This window comes from Lentibacillus songyuanensis (assembly GCF_039548255.1).
GTDB lineage: Bacteria > Bacillota > Bacilli > Bacillales > Amphibacillaceae > Lentibacillus_C > Lentibacillus_C songyuanensis.
The window spans coordinates 1-16,768 of the sequence record NZ_JBCLVH010000024.1 but is presented as its reverse complement, the minus strand read 5'-3'; the positions used below and the strand labels follow the sequence as shown (position 1 = coordinate 16,768).

The following is a 16,768-nucleotide window of genomic DNA, read 5'->3' as shown; positions in this document are numbered from 1 at the left end:
AATGAAAACGAAAATTGTATTCATGGTTATTAATATGAATGTTGGTGGGACAGAAAAATCCTTATTAAATTTAATTGCAACATTGCCTGAAGATAAATATGAAATAACGATTGTCATGTTGGAGAAATGTGGTGGCTTTTTACCGTTCATTCCAAAAAGAGTACATGTCCATTATATAGATGAATATCCAAAAATAAGACGGATGATTCATGACCCGCCAAAAAAGGTAATGAAGCAGCTTGTTCAAGAAAAGCAATTTATAAAAATACTAACATTTACAACCGTACTTCTTCTTTCAAAAGTGTTAAAAAGAAAAAATGTATTTTTGAATTATGTACTGAAAAACACTCCGGATTTAGAAGGTAAATACGACGTTGCAATGGCTTATGCTGGTCCAATGGATCTCATAAGCTATTTTATTATCAAAAAAGTAAACGCTAAAAGGAAAGTTCAATGGGTGCACTTTGATGTCACAAAGATCGGTTTTGATAAACAATTTGCTACAACATGCTACCGAAGTTTTGACCGAATTTTGGTTGTTTCAAATGAGGGAAAGGACATATTAACAAGTACGCTTCCCAGATTATTTTATAAAATTGGTACCTATATCAATCCAATTTCAAGTGATCTAATTATTAAAATGGCTAATTCTGGGGAGGGATTTGAACAGAACAGTCACTTTAATGGCGTTCGAATACTTACTGTCGGTCGTCTGTGCAATCAAAAAGGTCAGGATCTGGCCATACCTGTTTTAGCTAGACTAAAAGAGGCCGGTTTTTCGGTTAAATGGTACTGCATCGGTGAAGGAAGTGCTAGAAGGAATCTTGAAGAGCGCATTAAAAAATATGGAATCGAAAAGGAATTTATTTTACTTGGTACTAAAATAAACCCATATCCATATATGAAGCAATGTGATCTCTACGTCCAGCCATCACGACACGAGGGTTATTGTATTACACTTGCAGAGGCAAAGTGTTTCGATAAGCCAATAATAAGTACTAATTTTACGGGAGTACATGAACATATTACCCACGAGAAAACAGGGTTGGTTGTTAGTTTTGATTATGAAGAGGTATATACTGCTATCAAACGTGTAATTGGAAATGGGCTTCGGATAAATCCAGAACCGAAAACGGCAGGGGATCGTCAATGAAGAAAAAAATATTATTTATGATTACAACAATGGATGTTGGTGGTGTGGAAAAGTCGCTATTGTCCTTGCTTTCTGTTATACCGGAGGATAAGTACGATGTAACCATTCTCTTTTTGGATAGACAGGGTGACTTCCTTGATGCAATACCTGATTGGGTAACAATCAAAGAGGTCAGTTGGTACAAAAAAGTTTGGGCAGACATTATTACCCCGCCACCAGATACATTGCATGGCTATTTAAAAGATAAAAGGTACATGAAGGCTTTTAATTTCGGACTTCATTATTTTTTGTCACGTGAATTGGATAATCGATATATCTATTACCGGCATATTTTTAAGTATGTTCCGAATAACGCTGAACAATATGATGTTGCCATCGCCTTTCAAGGACCTACCGACATGATTGATTATTACATTGCCTATAAGGTAAAAGCAATAAAGAAAATTTCATGGGTCCACTTTGATGTTTCGAAGCATTATATTAACGCAAATTTATATGAACGATTATATAAAAGTTTTGACCGGATTTTCGTTGTTTCAAATGAAGCTAAAAAACAATTAGTTACAAAGATTCCAGGTATCGTTCATAAAACTGAGGTGTTTAAGAATATCGTTTCAGAAAGTCTGATTCATGAGCTGGCAAGGGAAGACATTTCATTTGATAAAAATTATCGAGGCATACGAATTGTAACAGTTGGAAGGTTATCGATTGAAAAGGGTCAGGATATAGCTATTAATGTTTTGGCAAGATTACGCAACGAAGGTTATGAGATAAGATGGTATTGTATTGGCGAAGGTCCACAAAGAAGGAAATATGAAACATTGATAGAGGACTACGGATTAACGGAAGACTTTATTCTGCTGGGATCAAAATTGAATCCATATCCCTATATTGCAGACTCGGATATGTATATTCAGCCGTCGCGGCATGAAGGGTATTGCATAGCTTTAGCTGAAGCCAGATGTTTAAAAAAACCGATTATCGCGACAGACTTTATAGGTGCGCACGAACAAATTATTAATGGTGAAAACGGTTGGATCGTTAAGGCTACAGAAGAGGAACTTTATGAGAAAATGAAATTCTTAATCGATTATCCGCAACAACAAAAAAGGTTAAGAAGGAATTTGTCCAAAACGGAAATTGATACGTCAGCTGAAGTGGGAAAATTAATTGATTATATAAAGGTGTGACTTGCATGTGGGTAGTTATCAATAAGCTACTATCGTTTTTCAAAAAAAAAGAAAAGAAAAAACTGCTAATCTTGTTGTTTATGATGATTATAGCTGCCATATTGGAAACCGCCGGAATTGGGTTAATCATTCCGCTAGTTGGGATTGTAACTGAACCAAGTCTAATTCAAACGCAACCCATTTTAGCTTTTATATTCCGGTTGTTTCATTTTGATTCCAATCGGGTTTTTATCATATTTTCCGTTGTTTCGCTCCTGTGTGTCTTCGTAATAAAAAATTTGTATTTACTATTTTTTAATTATGCACAGGTCAGGGTTACGTCCAATCAGAAAGTTAAACTTTCTAAAGCGCTATTTAAGGAGTATTTAACCAAACCTTATACATTCCATTTAGAACGCAACACAGCGGAATTACTCAGGAATGTAAAAGATGAGGTTTCAACAGTATTTCAAGGAATTGTTATATCCGGGTTTCAGTTATTCACGGAAATTCTAGTAATTATTTGTATTTCTGCATTATTATTGGTGGCCGCCCCAATCGCCACGATAACAGCATTTATCTTATTAGGTGGAAGTGTTTTTACGTTTTTTAAACTGTTCCGTAAAAAGATAAGGCAATTAGGAAAAGAACAACAAAAAGTCAAAGGTGAAATGATCAAATGGGTCAATCAAGGATTAGGAGCAAGTAAAGAGGTGAAAGTATCCGGTAAGGAAAACTTCTTTATTAAATCTTTTGGTGAAAAGAGTCAAATTAGTGCCAACAATAGCAGGTATATGGAGATGTTGGAAGTTGTGCCGCGGTTATTTATCGAAACATTGTTAGTTGGAATTGTTCTAGTTACGTTATTGATTATTGTTTTCCAGGATACAAATACAACACAACTTGTCTCAACAATGGCTGTGTTTGCAATGGCTGCATTTAGGCTTATGCCTTCGATCAACAGGGTGATGGGACTGGTTACAACGATTCGTTATAGTCTGCCAGCTTTAAATGTTGTCTATCACGATTTAATTGTGACGAAAACGGGATTGGTACCTACCATGAATCCTTTTCATGTTATTAATCGTGGGAAAAGGGTTTTTCATCATTCCATAGATTTACATAATATCTATTTTCGTTATCCAGGTCAAAACAATTACGCTATAACAGGCGTGTCATTATCAATCCCGATCAACCATTCTGTTGCTTTTGTTGGGGAGTCAGGTGCAGGAAAAACAACGCTTGTGGATATTATTTTAGGACTATTAGAGCCGGAACACGGGGACATTTTAGTTGATGGAAAACATTTACACGAACAAAAGAGCCTATGGCAGCAAAAAATTGGCTACATTCCTCAATCTATTTACTTGTCAGACGATACGATTCGGGGAAATGTGGCCTTTGGTTTAGAAAAAAGTGAGGTAGATGATCTAGAGATTTGGCGGTCATTGGAGCAGGCACAGTTGAAAGAGTTTGTGGAACGGTTGCCTGGTAAATTGGATTCTTTTGTTGGTGAACATGGGGTTCGACTTTCGGGTGGCCAACGACAGCGTATCGGGATTGCCAGGGCTTTGTATCATAATCCGGAAATATTGTTCATGGATGAAGCAACTTCTGCATTGGATAATGAAACAGAAACGGAAATTATGAAAGCCATAGATGGATTAAAGGGTGAAAAAACATTAATCATTATTGCCCATAGACTTTCAACAATTAAAAACTGTGACACAGTATTTAAGATAAACAATGGTGAATTATTGACTACCACGAAAAAGTTGGCAGGGACGGGTGTGTAGGATTGGCTTACACATAGAAAATAAACGGGGGAAACGGTAGTGAGAGTAGACAATAAATTAACATACTATAATATCTATGATCTTTTTATTTCTGCAGAAAAGAATTATTTGATGTTGGGATGGTATTTATTGATCCGAACTAGAACATTTAATCTCCATGCACCCGCGCAAAGGAGCTATTTAAGATGGGTGCCTGGCAAGATTATCAAGGTTTATCGTGTTATTCGTATCATATACAGGCTCTTTATATTAAAAAATATTTATAGAAACAATAGAAACAATAGAAACCAATTTATTCAAGTGCCGTTTGAAGGTCATATTACTTTAGAAACTTGTAATGGTTATAAAGTGTTTGATTTACAAAAAAGGGTGGTTGTAACCCAATACGAGTTAGGGTATAAGGAGGAAATGTTTAATCAAGTTGCGAGAGGGTTTAAGGCGGTTAGTGAATATGGTGTATCCGCATCATTAAAATGGATTGATTATAAAAATAAATGTATCTATGAAGAATATCTGAATCTATATAGAGCAGATCCATTTTTTCCATTTTCGACGTATTTTTATAATCACATACTCCCTGTTTGGGAGCGAAACCTCACATTGTTCCCTATGAAAAAAGTAGATGCAAGAACATATATTTTACAACAGCGGTCCTTTATAACTAACAGTATAGAACAATTAAAATCTAAAGGATATGATCAAGATAAACTAGTATATATTGACAACTTTGCAAATAAATTAACAGAGAGATTGCTAACAAGGGAAGGTCAGGAATCAATTTACCTAAGTTTGACACATGGGGACATGCACTTCAAGAATATTTTGTTAGGTAAAAAGTACGGTTTAATGATTGACTGTAATACGTTTGAAGAGCGTTCTATTTTTCACGACTTATGTTTTATGTTTTTTTATCATCTAATTAAAAAACCTTCGATAGATTCCATAGATTTAATAAATAAACTGGAGGGCTACGCGAAATGGTCAATAGTTAAAAATGACTGGGGTGAATACTGTCCGACCTTTGCTGCAGTTAAATTTTATAGACAACTTTTTTACTTGGAGCATATTGTCACTGCATTTGAATTTAATATCAACATATATGTCGAAGAACACACGCAAGGTGAAAGCGAATTAAGTTACTGGAATCATGTAATCAAAGTAATAGACAATGCTGATAGAAAGCAAATATTAATTGATTTGAAAAATGATAAAGTAGCTAATTGAAATGATTAATTTTATAGAGAGATTGGGAGCATTCTATTAAACAAGGGGTGATTCATATGTCGATTATACACAATACCATTAGTAAATTAATGGATCGAAATATTGGTATGGACAAAATGATTAAACTGATTGAATATACAAGAGGATTATATCGATATCCATCAAGGATGATAGGCAGGAGGATAAAGAAAGACACAAAGAATAGTACGGATATTCTCGTTATTGCTGCACATCCGGATGATGAAATTTTAGGTGTTGGCACTACAATATACAGACACATAAAAAACGGTGATAATGTGACAGTTGTTTATGTGACAAATGGTTCAGGTGGAGATGGCGCAAGTTGGAAAACAAAGATAAATGACACACATCATATATCAGAAATTAGGTATAGGGAGGGAATTAAAGCCTTGTCTCTGATTGGCATGTTTGCCCAAGATGTGATTTGTTTAGGATACCCTGATGCAGGAACACATCGTTATGTAGACCATATAGCGCATGATGTTTTATCGCTAATACAAAAGTTGAAGCCCGAACGAATTTATGTTCATTGTATAGAAGGTGGACATAGTGATCACGATTTTACGAGTTTCATTGTAAAAGCTGTTTGTGGAAAAATAGAATTTAATAATGTGTATGAATGGGCGGAATATAATCGTTCTCAGCCTTTAGGTACCAAGGATGTGAAATTCTTAGATAATGGATCACATTGTTCAAAGTCAATCAACATAGACATAACTGACAGGGAACGTTTGTTAAAGAAAAAGATGCTGGCATGTCATAAATCACAGGGTGTTGTAGCCCATTTCACGATGGGTGAAGCTATACGTCAAGCAAATTTAACCAATATGGAAGTGGAGCTATTGAAGTATTCTCTGTTTCCAAAAAAGAGACTAAGGCCAATTATGAATCAGTTGTTAAAATACATTGAGCGAAGAAGATCTTGCAGTATAGATTGTAGTTGCTAAAGTGGCTAGTGGATTATTATTGTGTTATTTATAAAATTGAGAGGTGTGAAGGATTTGGAAGCAATCATTCACAAACAATTTGACATCCTAGAAAAAACACTGCCGAAATGGGAAATATTGAAAGAAGAGTTTCATGATATAACGATTTTTCAAGATATTGAATGGATTAAAAGCTGGTGGAAGTATAAGAACAAGAACAAAATCTATACTCCATATATTGTTCAAATAAAAAAAGGAAGCAGAACAATAGGTATTATTCCCTTCTATATTTCGAATAAAAAGTTTATAAATGTAACATTTAAGGTTTTAATACCCTTGGGTGCAAAACACTCAGACTACTTAATACCAATGTTATCAAAAAAATATTCAGCAAAAAAACAGCTTGAAAAGGGGTTTGAAAAAATATACAGTGACAGAAAGAATTGGGATTGCATTGACTGGGGGAACATCCCTAAAGGATCTGTTTTTGATTCTATGTTGAACAGCAGAATAGCATATGACAGTAAAATAGAAAAAAAAGAGGGTTTTTATATTTGTCCATATCTGTTCCTAGGTAAAGATGCTGAAGAAACAACACGAAAATTTGATAAAAAACTTGTTAAGGAAATTTTAAAAAAGGAAAAGAAATTAAAGAGAAATGGCCAATTGGCTTTTAGAAAGGTGCAGGAAGAATTTGAAATAGAACCTATAATGAATGCATTTTTTGAATTGCATTGTATCAGAAATGAAAATACAAATTCATTAAGCCGATTCAGATTCAAAGAGGATAGAGAATATGTACTGAATATAGCTAAAATCCTATTTAAAAAAAATTTATTACATTTAACTTATTTGAGCCACAATAACGAAATTGCAGCAGTTGAATTCGCAATGGCAGATGAAGAAAAGATATACCTGTATCTTACAACTTTTAACATGAAATATAAAAAATACTCTGTTGGAAATATTCTATTATATAAAGTTATTCTTGATGCTTGTGGACAGGGATATGAAATAGTGGATTTTATGAGGGGCGCTGAAAGCTATAAAAAACAATGGGGCACCATCAAAAAGTTTAATGTAAGGTATGTCTTTTTTAATAGTACGATGAGATCCTTGTTGTACAAAATGATTTCTAGATCCTACTATTCACAGAAGTTTTATGAGAAGTCTAACGCTGAGCAATTTCTTACCAAATCAATAATTAGGGTTGCTGCATTTATCTGGGGTATTCCCAATATGTTTAAGGGTTTTTTTAATCCTGTCAAGTAAAGGCAAAAAATTATATGTTTGTTACGTAACTAATGGGGGGTGTGAAGAATTTGAAGACAATCATACACAAACAAATAGATACCTTAGACAAAATCCTACCGAAATGGGAAACATTAAAAGAGGAGTACCGTGAAATTACGGTATTTCAAGATATTGGTTGGCTTAAGAGCTGCTGGGAATATAACAAGAAGGAAAGAAATGTCTCTCCTTATATTGTTGAAGTGAAACATGATAATAAAGCAGTCGCTATTATTCCCTTATATATATCATATAAAGAATTGGCGGGTTTGAATTTTCGGGTTCTAAAACCGATTGGTTCGGACTTTTCCGATTATTCGATTCCGATCTTATCGAAAAAATATTCACCGGAGATACTATTGAGAGCAGCATTAAAGGAAATATATAGGGACAAGAAAAGTTGGGATTATATAGACTGGGGGGATCTGCCAGAAGACACTGTTTTTGATTCATTTTTAAATAGCAATTTACCAGATGGATATGAATTAGCCGAAAGAAAAAGAAGTGATATGTGCCCTTTTTTAGTGCTCAACAATGATCTTGAGAAAGTTAAAGGCAGAATTAATGAAAAACTTTTGAAGGAGATCCAATACCTAGAAAGAAGACTGAAAAAGGAAGGTGAGATTAAATACTATAAAGTTAAGAATGAGAATGAGATAGAGCCCATAATGAATAAATTTTTTGATTTACATTGCGAAAGATGGAAAAACACAAATACCCCCAGTGAATTTCAAGATGTTAGGGAAAGAGATTATGTTATGGAGGCAGCCAAAAATCTGTTCAAAAGCAATTTACTATATTTAGCTTTATTAAGCCATAATGATGAAATAATGGTTGTTCATTACGGAATGTCAGATGGGAAAAGGAACTATCTATATCTTCATGCCATGAATATGAAGTACAAAAAATACTCTCCAGGTAAGCTTTTTGTATATCATCTTATTCTTGATTCATGCAGGGAAGGTTATGATATTGTAGATTTTTTAAAGGGCGATGAAGGGTATAAACATAAATGGGGTACATCAGATAAATATAATGTTAGGTATGTACTTTCTAACCATTCTATACGGTCTATATTATTTAAAAAAATCTACCGGACCTATTACTCAAAAATGTTTATCCAAAGAACAAAAATAGAGCAGATTCTATCAAAATTAGTGATAAGATCTACGGTATTACTACTCATGCTTACAAAAAAATTAAAAGCAAATAAAGGTGCGTTGTAAGGAGAGAGGTAACATATGAGCATAAAAACGATCTTAAAGAAAAACAAGTTCAGTCATAATTGCATTTTGGGAATAAGGGAAATACAATACAGGTATTTACCTCATATACGCAATCGAAGTATTTTTAAAATAAAAAAAGCGCTAAGGCTAATGCGCATCGATAAAAATAGTCCTTATGAGAAATTAAAGGAGGTAAAAAATAAACATAAAGGTGAAAGGTGCTTTATTGTTGCTACAGGCCCAAGCCTAACAATAGAGGATCTTGAAAAGCTGGAAAGTGAGACGACGATAAGTATGAATTCCATCTGTTTGGCGTTTAATGAAACAAATTGGCGCCCTACGTATTATGGCATTCAGGATGACAGTGTGTTTCTCAAAATGAGAAAGTACATTGAAACACTGGATGTGGCAGGGATATTTGTTAGTCATACAGTGCCGCAACAGCTCAACGAAAAGCTGTCTGATGACTATTATTACTTCCCTATCGATATGTTTTATCACTCTATCGAACGCAAAAAATATAATACAAAGTTTAGCGACAATTCGTTTGCAGCAGTTTACAATGGATACACAGTTACATATTCCCTTATTCAAATAGCGGTGTACATGGGTTTTAAAGAAATTTATTTAATTGGTGCGGATTGCCATTATGGAAATGATATGAACCATCATTTTATAGATTATGATCATTTGGATCCAACCTATGCTTCAGCAGGTGATATGATGACTAGTGGATATAAAGTAGCAAAAAAATACGCTGACCAAAATAATATTAAAATTTACAATGCAACAAGAGGTGGCATGCTGGAAATATTTGAACGAGTGGATATCGATGAATTGCTAAGAGCAAAGAAACAAGAAGTTGGCTAGTAAAAGGCCATTATTTTATGACCCCATTGTTCATTATAAAGAACAATATATATTATTTTAAAATAAAGACGAGGTGTGAAAAGTGAGAAAAAAAGTTATCGCTTTTGTCCCAATTAAACTAAACAGCCAGAGATTGCCAAATAAAAATATACTTCCCTTAGGCGAACACTGCTTAAGCTGGTATATCTTTAACACCTTATTGGGGATCGAAAAAATTGATGAGGTTTGTGTGTTTTGCAGTGACGAAACAGTCATGGATTACTTGCCAACGAGTGTGAAATTTGTGAAACGAGACCGTGCTCTTGACAGGGATATGGTGAAAGGCAATGAAATATATGAATCTTTTATCCATACGGTTGATAGCGATCTTTATTTACTTGCCCACACGACATCACCTTTTATGGAAAAAAATTCAGTTGAAAATGCCCTCACGAATGTTTTGCGTGGAGGTTATGATTCTGCCTTAAGTGTTCAAAAGAAGCAAACGTTTATCTGGTATAACGGACAGACATTAAATTATGAATGTAACGATATACCAAGGACTCAGGATATAGAACCGATTTATATTGAAACAAGTGGATTTTATCTATTTGAGAAAGAACACTTTTTAACGCACAAACGAAGGATAGGATTTACCCCGTATTTTCAAGAATTAAATGATATGGAAGCAATCGATATTGATACGAAAACGGATTATGAATTTGCCTTAAAAATGCTACAAAATAATGCTATGCCGTTGAACGTCTAAACGATGAATTGGGGTTGATTAGAATGGTTAAAGAAATTACATTGCGGGATAACATAATATTTGGTGGCAATCGACCATTTGTATTAATTGCCGGGCCTTGTATGATTGAAAGTGAAAAGCTGGTAATGGAAACGGCTGAAACCATTAAAGGTGTTACCGAAAAGCTAAACATACCATTTATTTTTAAGGCATCATTTGATAAGGCAAATCGATCTTCTATTTATTCACATAGAGGTCCTGGAATGATTAAGGGGTTAAGGATCCTGGAATCCGTCAAGGAACAATATAATGTTCCAGTAACAACGGATATTCATGATGCGGCTCAAGCATTTTCTGTTGCTGAGGTGGCAGATATCATTCAAATTCCAGCTTTTCTATGCAGGCAGACAGATCTATTAGTTAACGCTGCAAAGACAAATAAAATAATTAACATAAAAAAAGGACAATTTTTAGCTCCATGGGATATGCAAAATGCTGTCGTAAAAATAAAGGAATCGGGAAATGATCAAGTTTTACTAACGGAACGAGGTACGACATTTGGTTACAACAATTTGGTTGTTGATATGCGTTCATTACCAACGATGAGGGAATTTGATGCACCAGTTGTATTTGATGCTACACATAGTGTGCAAGTCCCCGGGGGTTTAGGCACAAGTACAGGTGGAAAAAGAGAGTTTGTGCCATATCTATCCCGTGCAGCGATTGCGGTTGGTATTGATGCATTATTTTTGGAAGCTCATCCCGATCCTGATCACGCTTTGTCCGATGGCCCTAACATGATTAAACTTGCTGAATTGGAAAAGTTTCTTAAGCCTTTAGTGGAAATTGATAGATTGGTAAAAGGAAATCAACCAAATGAGGAGGTCATGATTAGTGGAAAATATTGTGACAGCTAATGATCATGTCGCCACGATTCAAGGGGTCTTAGAGCAGGAATCTCTGGCTATTATGGGCTTAAAAGAAAATATAGACCAAGGGATCGAAGCTATTATTGAAATGATTCTCGCATGTAAAGGAAGGGTAATTATTACTGGTGTGGGGAAATCCGGAATTATTGGGCGGAAAATCACGGCAACGTTAGCAAGCACCGGGACTCCAGCCTTATTCTTACACCCCGCTGAAGGGCTTCATGGCGACCTGGGAATGGTGACAGATTCAGATGTCATCTTGGCATTATCCAAAAGTGGAGAAACGGAAGAGGTCATTAATATTGTTCCTTCTATTAAACAGATAGGTTCAAAACTTGTTGCTTTTGTAGGAAATAGACAGTCTACATTAGCAAATAAAGCGGATCACGTCATCGATATAGGTGAAACAAAAGAAGCTTGCCCTTTAGGATTGGCACCTACTACAAGCACGACCTTGATGCTAGCGTTAGGTGATGCCATTGCCGTAGCTTTATTAAAAGCACGAAACTTCTCACCTCAAGACTTTGCTATTTATCATCCAGGCGGTTCCCTTGGAAAACGATTATTACTCACCATCGATATTATCATTGACGTTACAAAAAGAAATCCGATTTTAACAGAAACGAGTACAGTAAAAGATGCCATTTTTAATATGACAGAATCAGGATTAGGTGCAGCAAGCGTAATCGACGATGGCGGTAAATTAGTTGGTATTTTAACAGATGGGGATATTCGGCGCTCTTTAGGAACTGTCCAAAATTTTATCGACCTCTCTGTAGAAGATTTATTTAACAAAAATCCCTTAACGATTAAGCAGGACTCCTTGGCAGTTGAAGCGTTGAACTTGATGGAAAATCAAAAGGTAAATGTCTTACCGGTAGTGAATGATTTGAATGAACCGATTGCGATGATTCATTTACATGACATAACGAGACTGGGTATATAAATAATGAATAAATCTAAAATTAAATTAATCGTTTTGGATGTTGATGGCGTGCTAACAGATGGGAAATTATTCATCGGCTCCGATGGTGTTGAATATAAAAGTTTTCATGTGAAAGACGGGATGGGGATTAGTCTTGCGCGTTATTATGGTATGAAGGTTGCCCTTATTACCGGAAGAAAATCAGAGGCTGTAAATATTCGCTCAAAAGAGTTGCATGTTGATTTTTTATACGAAGGAACTACCAATAAAGAAAAAGCTTTAGATGAAATTATGACAGCGTTACATATTACTTCAGAGAATGTATTTTATATGGGTGATGACATTAATGATTTGTCTGTAATTAAATTCGTTGGATTTTCAGCGGCTCCTAAGGATGCTGTGGAGATGGTTAAAAGATCTGCAGACTTTGTAAGTAATTTTGCTGGTGGTCATGGGGCTGTTAGGGAAGCAATTGATGTAGTCTTATCCAGACAAGTCGATTACGATTCCCTGATAGAGAATTATTTAAGTAGAAAAAAGACGCAGCAGTGAAACTTATCATAATGGCATGCTAAAATTATACGCAGTCACAGGCTTTATCCCGCCTTAACGAGCAGTAAGACCACCACTTCAAGGTTTTGAGGTGGAACTAAAAAAGATAAGTGGGGGATTAACTGACCATAGAGGTCCGATTCTGTTCGGGTCAGCGCGATGCAGGTCACAAAGGCGTTGCAACAGGACGTTTCGAACTTAGCCTTTGTTCCTCTATTCAGAGGGGGAGAAAGGAAAACCCCCTCCGAATGAAGTTTCACTTTATATGCATACTTCCTTAGGATTAGATACACATCGACAACGAAATGCATATGCGGAGATAAACATAATTATTGGAGAGTGATAATAATAAAAAAAATACGTAAAAATATTTTAACCGGTCTTATCATTGTGTTAGCGATGCTGACCGGTTATACATACTGGGACAACAACCGCGTTATCGTTGCCGAACAGGATATCGAAATAACCGATTTACCTGAGGAACTGAATGGGTTTACGATCCTGCAAATTTCCGACTTGCATGAGCATGAATTTGGCAAAAATCAGAAGCGGCTGGTTGAACAGATTAATACGATTGATTTTGATGCAATCGTATTCACTGGTGATATGCTTAATGATGCGGATAGCACAAACTATGGACCTTTTTATACGTTAATCGAGGGTATTCAGAATAAGGAAAACATGCTGTATGTTCCCGGCAATGATGACCCAGAAAGCTACACTTTAGATCCTAATTTCTCAAAAAGCGCCTTTGTGCAAGGGATGGAAACCCGTGGCGTAAAAATGCTGGAGTCCATTAATACCATTAAGCGAAATGAGGCAAGTATTCACTTTGTTGATTTTGAGTTATCTATAAGAGATGGTATCCCGGGAGTTAACGAAGGAATGCCAGCAACATTGTATGCTACAGCACAAGCGTTTCTTGATTATCAAAAACAGTTGTTGGACGAATTGACTGTTTTAGATGATTTACCGGATTCAGAAGTGGTCATTGCGCTCAATCATTATCCGGTTGTTGATGCCCGATTTGACCATATTATGGATACCTCCAATTTGAAATTGCGTGATTACGACCTATTAATAGCAGGACATTACCATGGTGGGCAAATCAGGCTGCCATTTTTGGGAGCACTTTTTGTGCCCGAGGCTTGGTATGGAAATAACGGCCTGTTCCCTCCAAATGACCGGGTCAAAGGTTTATGGGTATACAAGGGTATCAAGCAATATGTGAGTGCCGGCCTGGGGAGCAGTGATGAGGGATTCCGTTTATTTAACCCACCGGAAATTAATGTGCTGACGTTAAGGAAAGAACGTGGCGTTCGTATCAATGATTTTTAAAGATTGATACGAACATCGATATTAACATACAAGTAAATCTCAAGCGCTAATCGTTGACTGTACGAGCCTTCATGGTATAATAAAGGCAAAATTCTGATTCCAACGAGAAAGGTTGTGACCAATTGACAGCACCTACATTTATCCTCGAACCAAAAGCCTCCTACATCGACCATGACCGCTTATTCAAGGAGTTGATCCAAACTTCAGGAGTTCATGGAGTTGTTTTTCCCAGAAGAGCATGCCAACATCAATTATTCTACCGTAACGTTTTTGGAACAGGAAGTAGGGCATGCAATACAGCTGTTTAAGATGTAAAAATGAAGCAACTACTATTAAGACTAATGAAAGGGGTTGCATAATGACGACTCATCATAATGATAAAGTAAAAGTAGCTGCCCTTCAGCTTGAACCAATAATCGGGGATCTTCATGCAAATATGACCGCCTGTGAGAATATGGCAAATGAGGCAGCAAAGCAAGGTGCAAAGTGGATTATGCTTCCAGAGTTTTTTACAAGCGGAATGGCGTTTGACCCGAAAATTAAAGATGCGATTCAACCTCCTGGTGGGAAGGCGCTCGACTTATTGCTAGACCTGGCAAAAAGGCATCAAGCCCATGTTGGAGGATCATTTCTTATACGTGATAATGATAACGAGGTCCGGAATGCATACTTCCTTGTCTCGCCAGAAGGGTTATTAGGCCGACATGACAAAGATATTCCAACGATGTGGGAGAATTGTTTTTATGTAGGCGGTCAGGATGACGGGATTATCGAAACACCTGATTATAAAGTTGGGGCCGCAGTCTGCTGGGAATTCATGCGATCGCAAACAGTCAGACGATTGCAAGGAAAAGTTGATCTCATTGTTGGCGGCAGTTGCTGGTGGAGCGTACCATCATGGGTGCCAAAACTTGTTACAGGGCACTGGGAAGATAAAAACGAATGCACAGCACTTGAATGCATACGATCATTTGCTACGTATGTAGGTGCACCGATTATCCATGCCGCGCATACCGGTCCTGCTGTGTGTGATATGCCTGGGATGCCTATGCAGTATAAGGGCCACTATGAGGGCGGTTCGATGATTGTCGATGGGCAAGGGAACCGAGTGGCTTTTCGTGATCACCGTCAAGGAGAGGGAATCATTACGGGAGAAATCAAGATTGGCCAAACCAAGCCCTCTAAGGTAATCTCTGATGCGTATTGGCTTCATAACCGAGGTCCAATTCCATCCATTGCTTGGAACTATCAGCGCTGGCACGGGAAGCGTTGGTATAAAAAGCATGTCGCAGCTAAATAATGATAGAGTATAAGATTGATATGAAGGGTAAACTAATGAAGTCAAACAAGCAAGACCCCTTTCATTTGCTTTTTGGCATTCATATCATGAAGAAAAGCTGAACATAAAAAAGCAGATACCTACCTATGTAAGCATCTGCTTTCATTTATTCTCCCATAATATGATATCCAGAATCCACGTGCATGACCTCACCAGTGACACCCCGTGATAGATCACTCATGAAAAATAATGTGGCATCGCCGACTTGGTCTTGATCGATATTGCGGCGCAATGGGGCTTTCTCCTCAATAACCGAAGCTTTTTCACTAAAACCGGACACACCCTTTGCTGATAGGGTGCGAATCGGCCCTGCTGAAACGGCATTAATACGAATGCCATATTTACCGATGTCCTCGGCTAAATACCGTACACTGGCTTCCAAGGATGCTTTTGCGACACCCATTACATTGTAGTTTTTAATGACTCGTTCTGCCCCGAGATAGGTTTGCGTGACGATACTTCCACCCTCGGTCATTAAAGTTTTAGCAGCATTGGTAACGGCAACTAAAGAATAAGCGCTTATTTCTTGTGCCAATAGGAAACCATCCCGGGAGGTTTCTGCATATTCCCCTTTTAATTCTTCCTTATTTGCGAATGCAACAGAATGGATCAAGCCATGAATAACACCCACATTTTCCTTGATTTCCTGAAAGGCGGATTGGATACTCTCGTCACTAGCAACATCACAGGAAACAATCAGTGTTGCCCTAATTTCATTCTCATCTAATAGCTTTTCCAATTTTTTGCGGGAGCGTTCCTGCCGGTTGGTGAAAATTAAATTTGCGCCAGCTTTATGTAATGATTTGGTGATTCCCCAAGCGATACTGCGTTGGTTTGCCACGCCCATGATAACAATATTTTTTCCTTTTAGTAATTCAGACATTTGGTTACCTCCATTATTCAGATATCTTTAAAATAGTATAACCTAAATTCAACGCGGAAAGAAACGATAGGTCAATGATTTTTGTATAGACTGTAAAAAAATATATAAAAAAAGAAAAAACCTCTTTACAATTATATGTAATCTGTATATAATAAAATTCGTCGGTTTGCGACAAGTTTTTCAGAAATTAATAGTAAAGACCGTGCAAGGCCCGTTGGTCAAGCGGTTAAGACACCGCCCTTTCACGGCGGTAACACGGGTTCGAATCCCGTACGGGTCACCATAAAATAGTGTGGAAGTATGTTGCGCAACGGCAATACGTACGGAGGATTAGCTCAGCTGGGAGAGCACCTGCCTTACAAGCAGGGGGTCGCAGGTTCGAGCCCTGCATCCTCCACCA

15 protein-coding genes and 2 tRNA genes are annotated in these 16,768 nt (G+C 36.8%); 16 read left to right on the top strand and 1 reads right to left on the bottom strand.

From position 1 onward, the window contains the following. Nucleotide 1: 1 nt before the first annotated feature. From WMZ97_RS18005 to WMZ97_RS17940, 14 genes are all read left to right on the top strand, one after another. The gene (locus WMZ97_RS18005) at nt 2-1,153 is read left to right on the top strand and encodes a glycosyltransferase (protein ID WP_343273482.1); all 1,152 of its coding nucleotides are present in this window, start codon (nt 2-4) and stop codon (nt 1,151-1,153) included. Then, nucleotides 1,150-2,343, top strand: coding sequence for a glycosyltransferase (locus tag WMZ97_RS18000; RefSeq protein ID WP_343273481.1), 1,194 nt, complete (start codon nt 1,150-1,152; stop codon nt 2,341-2,343). The genes WMZ97_RS18005 and WMZ97_RS18000 overlap by 4 nt, the downstream gene beginning before the upstream one ends. Before the next feature lie 5 nt (nt 2,344-2,348). Continuing rightward, the gene (locus WMZ97_RS17995; RefSeq protein ID WP_343273480.1) at nt 2,349-4,118 is read left to right on the top strand and encodes an ABC transporter ATP-binding protein; all 1,770 of its coding nucleotides are present in this window, start codon (nt 2,349-2,351) and stop codon (nt 4,116-4,118) included. A 39-nt stretch (nt 4,119-4,157) separates the two neighbouring features. Continuing rightward, nucleotides 4,158-5,342: a hypothetical protein gene (locus WMZ97_RS17990; RefSeq protein WP_343273479.1), complete on the top strand. Its 1,185-nt coding sequence runs from the start codon at nt 4,158-4,160 to the stop codon at nt 5,340-5,342. Between the two features lie 56 nt (nt 5,343-5,398). Further along, nucleotides 5,399-6,310 carry a PIG-L deacetylase family protein gene (locus tag WMZ97_RS17985; RefSeq protein WP_343273478.1) on the top strand — a complete coding sequence of 304 codons (912 nt, stop codon included), beginning with the start codon at nt 5,399-5,401 and terminating at the stop codon, nt 6,308-6,310. A gap of 54 nt (nt 6,311-6,364) precedes the next feature. Beyond that, complete coding sequence (locus tag WMZ97_RS17980) at nt 6,365-7,561, top strand: GNAT family N-acetyltransferase (RefSeq protein ID WP_343273477.1); 1,197 nt, start codon at nt 6,365-6,367, stop codon at nt 7,559-7,561. Between the two features lie 50 nt (nt 7,562-7,611). Continuing rightward, nucleotides 7,612-8,805, top strand: a complete 1,194-nt coding sequence (locus WMZ97_RS17975; protein ID WP_343273476.1) for a GNAT family N-acetyltransferase — start codon at nt 7,612-7,614, stop codon at nt 8,803-8,805. 15 nt (nt 8,806-8,820) lie between these two features. Next, entirely contained in the window at nt 8,821-9,675 is an 855-nt protein-coding gene (locus WMZ97_RS17970; protein ID WP_343273475.1) for a 6-hydroxymethylpterin diphosphokinase MptE-like protein, read from the top strand. A gap of 82 nt (nt 9,676-9,757) precedes the next feature. Next, nucleotides 9,758-10,423, top strand: coding sequence for an acylneuraminate cytidylyltransferase family protein (locus tag WMZ97_RS17965; protein WP_343273474.1), 666 nt, complete (start codon nt 9,758-9,760; stop codon nt 10,421-10,423). Between the two features lie 23 nt (nt 10,424-10,446). Next, a complete protein-coding gene (gene kdsA / locus WMZ97_RS17960; protein WP_343273473.1) occupies nt 10,447-11,319 on the top strand; it encodes a 3-deoxy-8-phosphooctulonate synthase in 873 nt (290 codons plus the stop codon). Then, complete coding sequence (locus tag WMZ97_RS17955) at nt 11,297-12,277, top strand: KpsF/GutQ family sugar-phosphate isomerase (protein ID WP_343273472.1); 981 nt, start codon at nt 11,297-11,299, stop codon at nt 12,275-12,277. Before kdsA ends, WMZ97_RS17955 begins: the two co-directional genes overlap by 23 nt. 3 nt (nt 12,278-12,280) lie before the next feature. Then, a complete protein-coding gene (locus WMZ97_RS17950; protein ID WP_343273471.1) occupies nt 12,281-12,808 on the top strand; it encodes a KdsC family phosphatase in 528 nt (175 codons plus the stop codon). Between the two features lie 339 nt (nt 12,809-13,147). Next, nucleotides 13,148-14,146, top strand: coding sequence for a metallophosphoesterase (locus tag WMZ97_RS17945; protein WP_343273470.1), 999 nt, complete (start codon nt 13,148-13,150; stop codon nt 14,144-14,146). Between the two features lie 358 nt (nt 14,147-14,504). Then, nucleotides 14,505-15,446, top strand: a complete 942-nt coding sequence (locus tag WMZ97_RS17940; protein ID WP_343273469.1) for a carbon-nitrogen hydrolase family protein — start codon at nt 14,505-14,507, stop codon at nt 15,444-15,446. Nucleotides 15,447-15,591: 145 nt separating this feature from the next. Here WMZ97_RS17940 and fabI read toward each other — a convergent pair whose 3' ends face one another. Further along, nucleotides 15,592-16,368 (bottom strand): enoyl-ACP reductase FabI, encoded by a 777-nt coding sequence (fabI, locus tag WMZ97_RS17935; RefSeq protein WP_343273468.1) that lies wholly within the window; start codon nt 16,366-16,368, stop codon nt 15,592-15,594. Nucleotides 16,369-16,576: 208 nt separating this feature from the next. Between fabI and WMZ97_RS17930 the strand changes: the two genes are divergently transcribed. After that, nucleotides 16,577-16,651 (top strand) — tRNA-Glu (locus WMZ97_RS17930). A 41-nt stretch (nt 16,652-16,692) separates the two neighbouring features. Beyond that, a tRNA-Val gene (locus WMZ97_RS17925) sits at nt 16,693-16,768 on the top strand.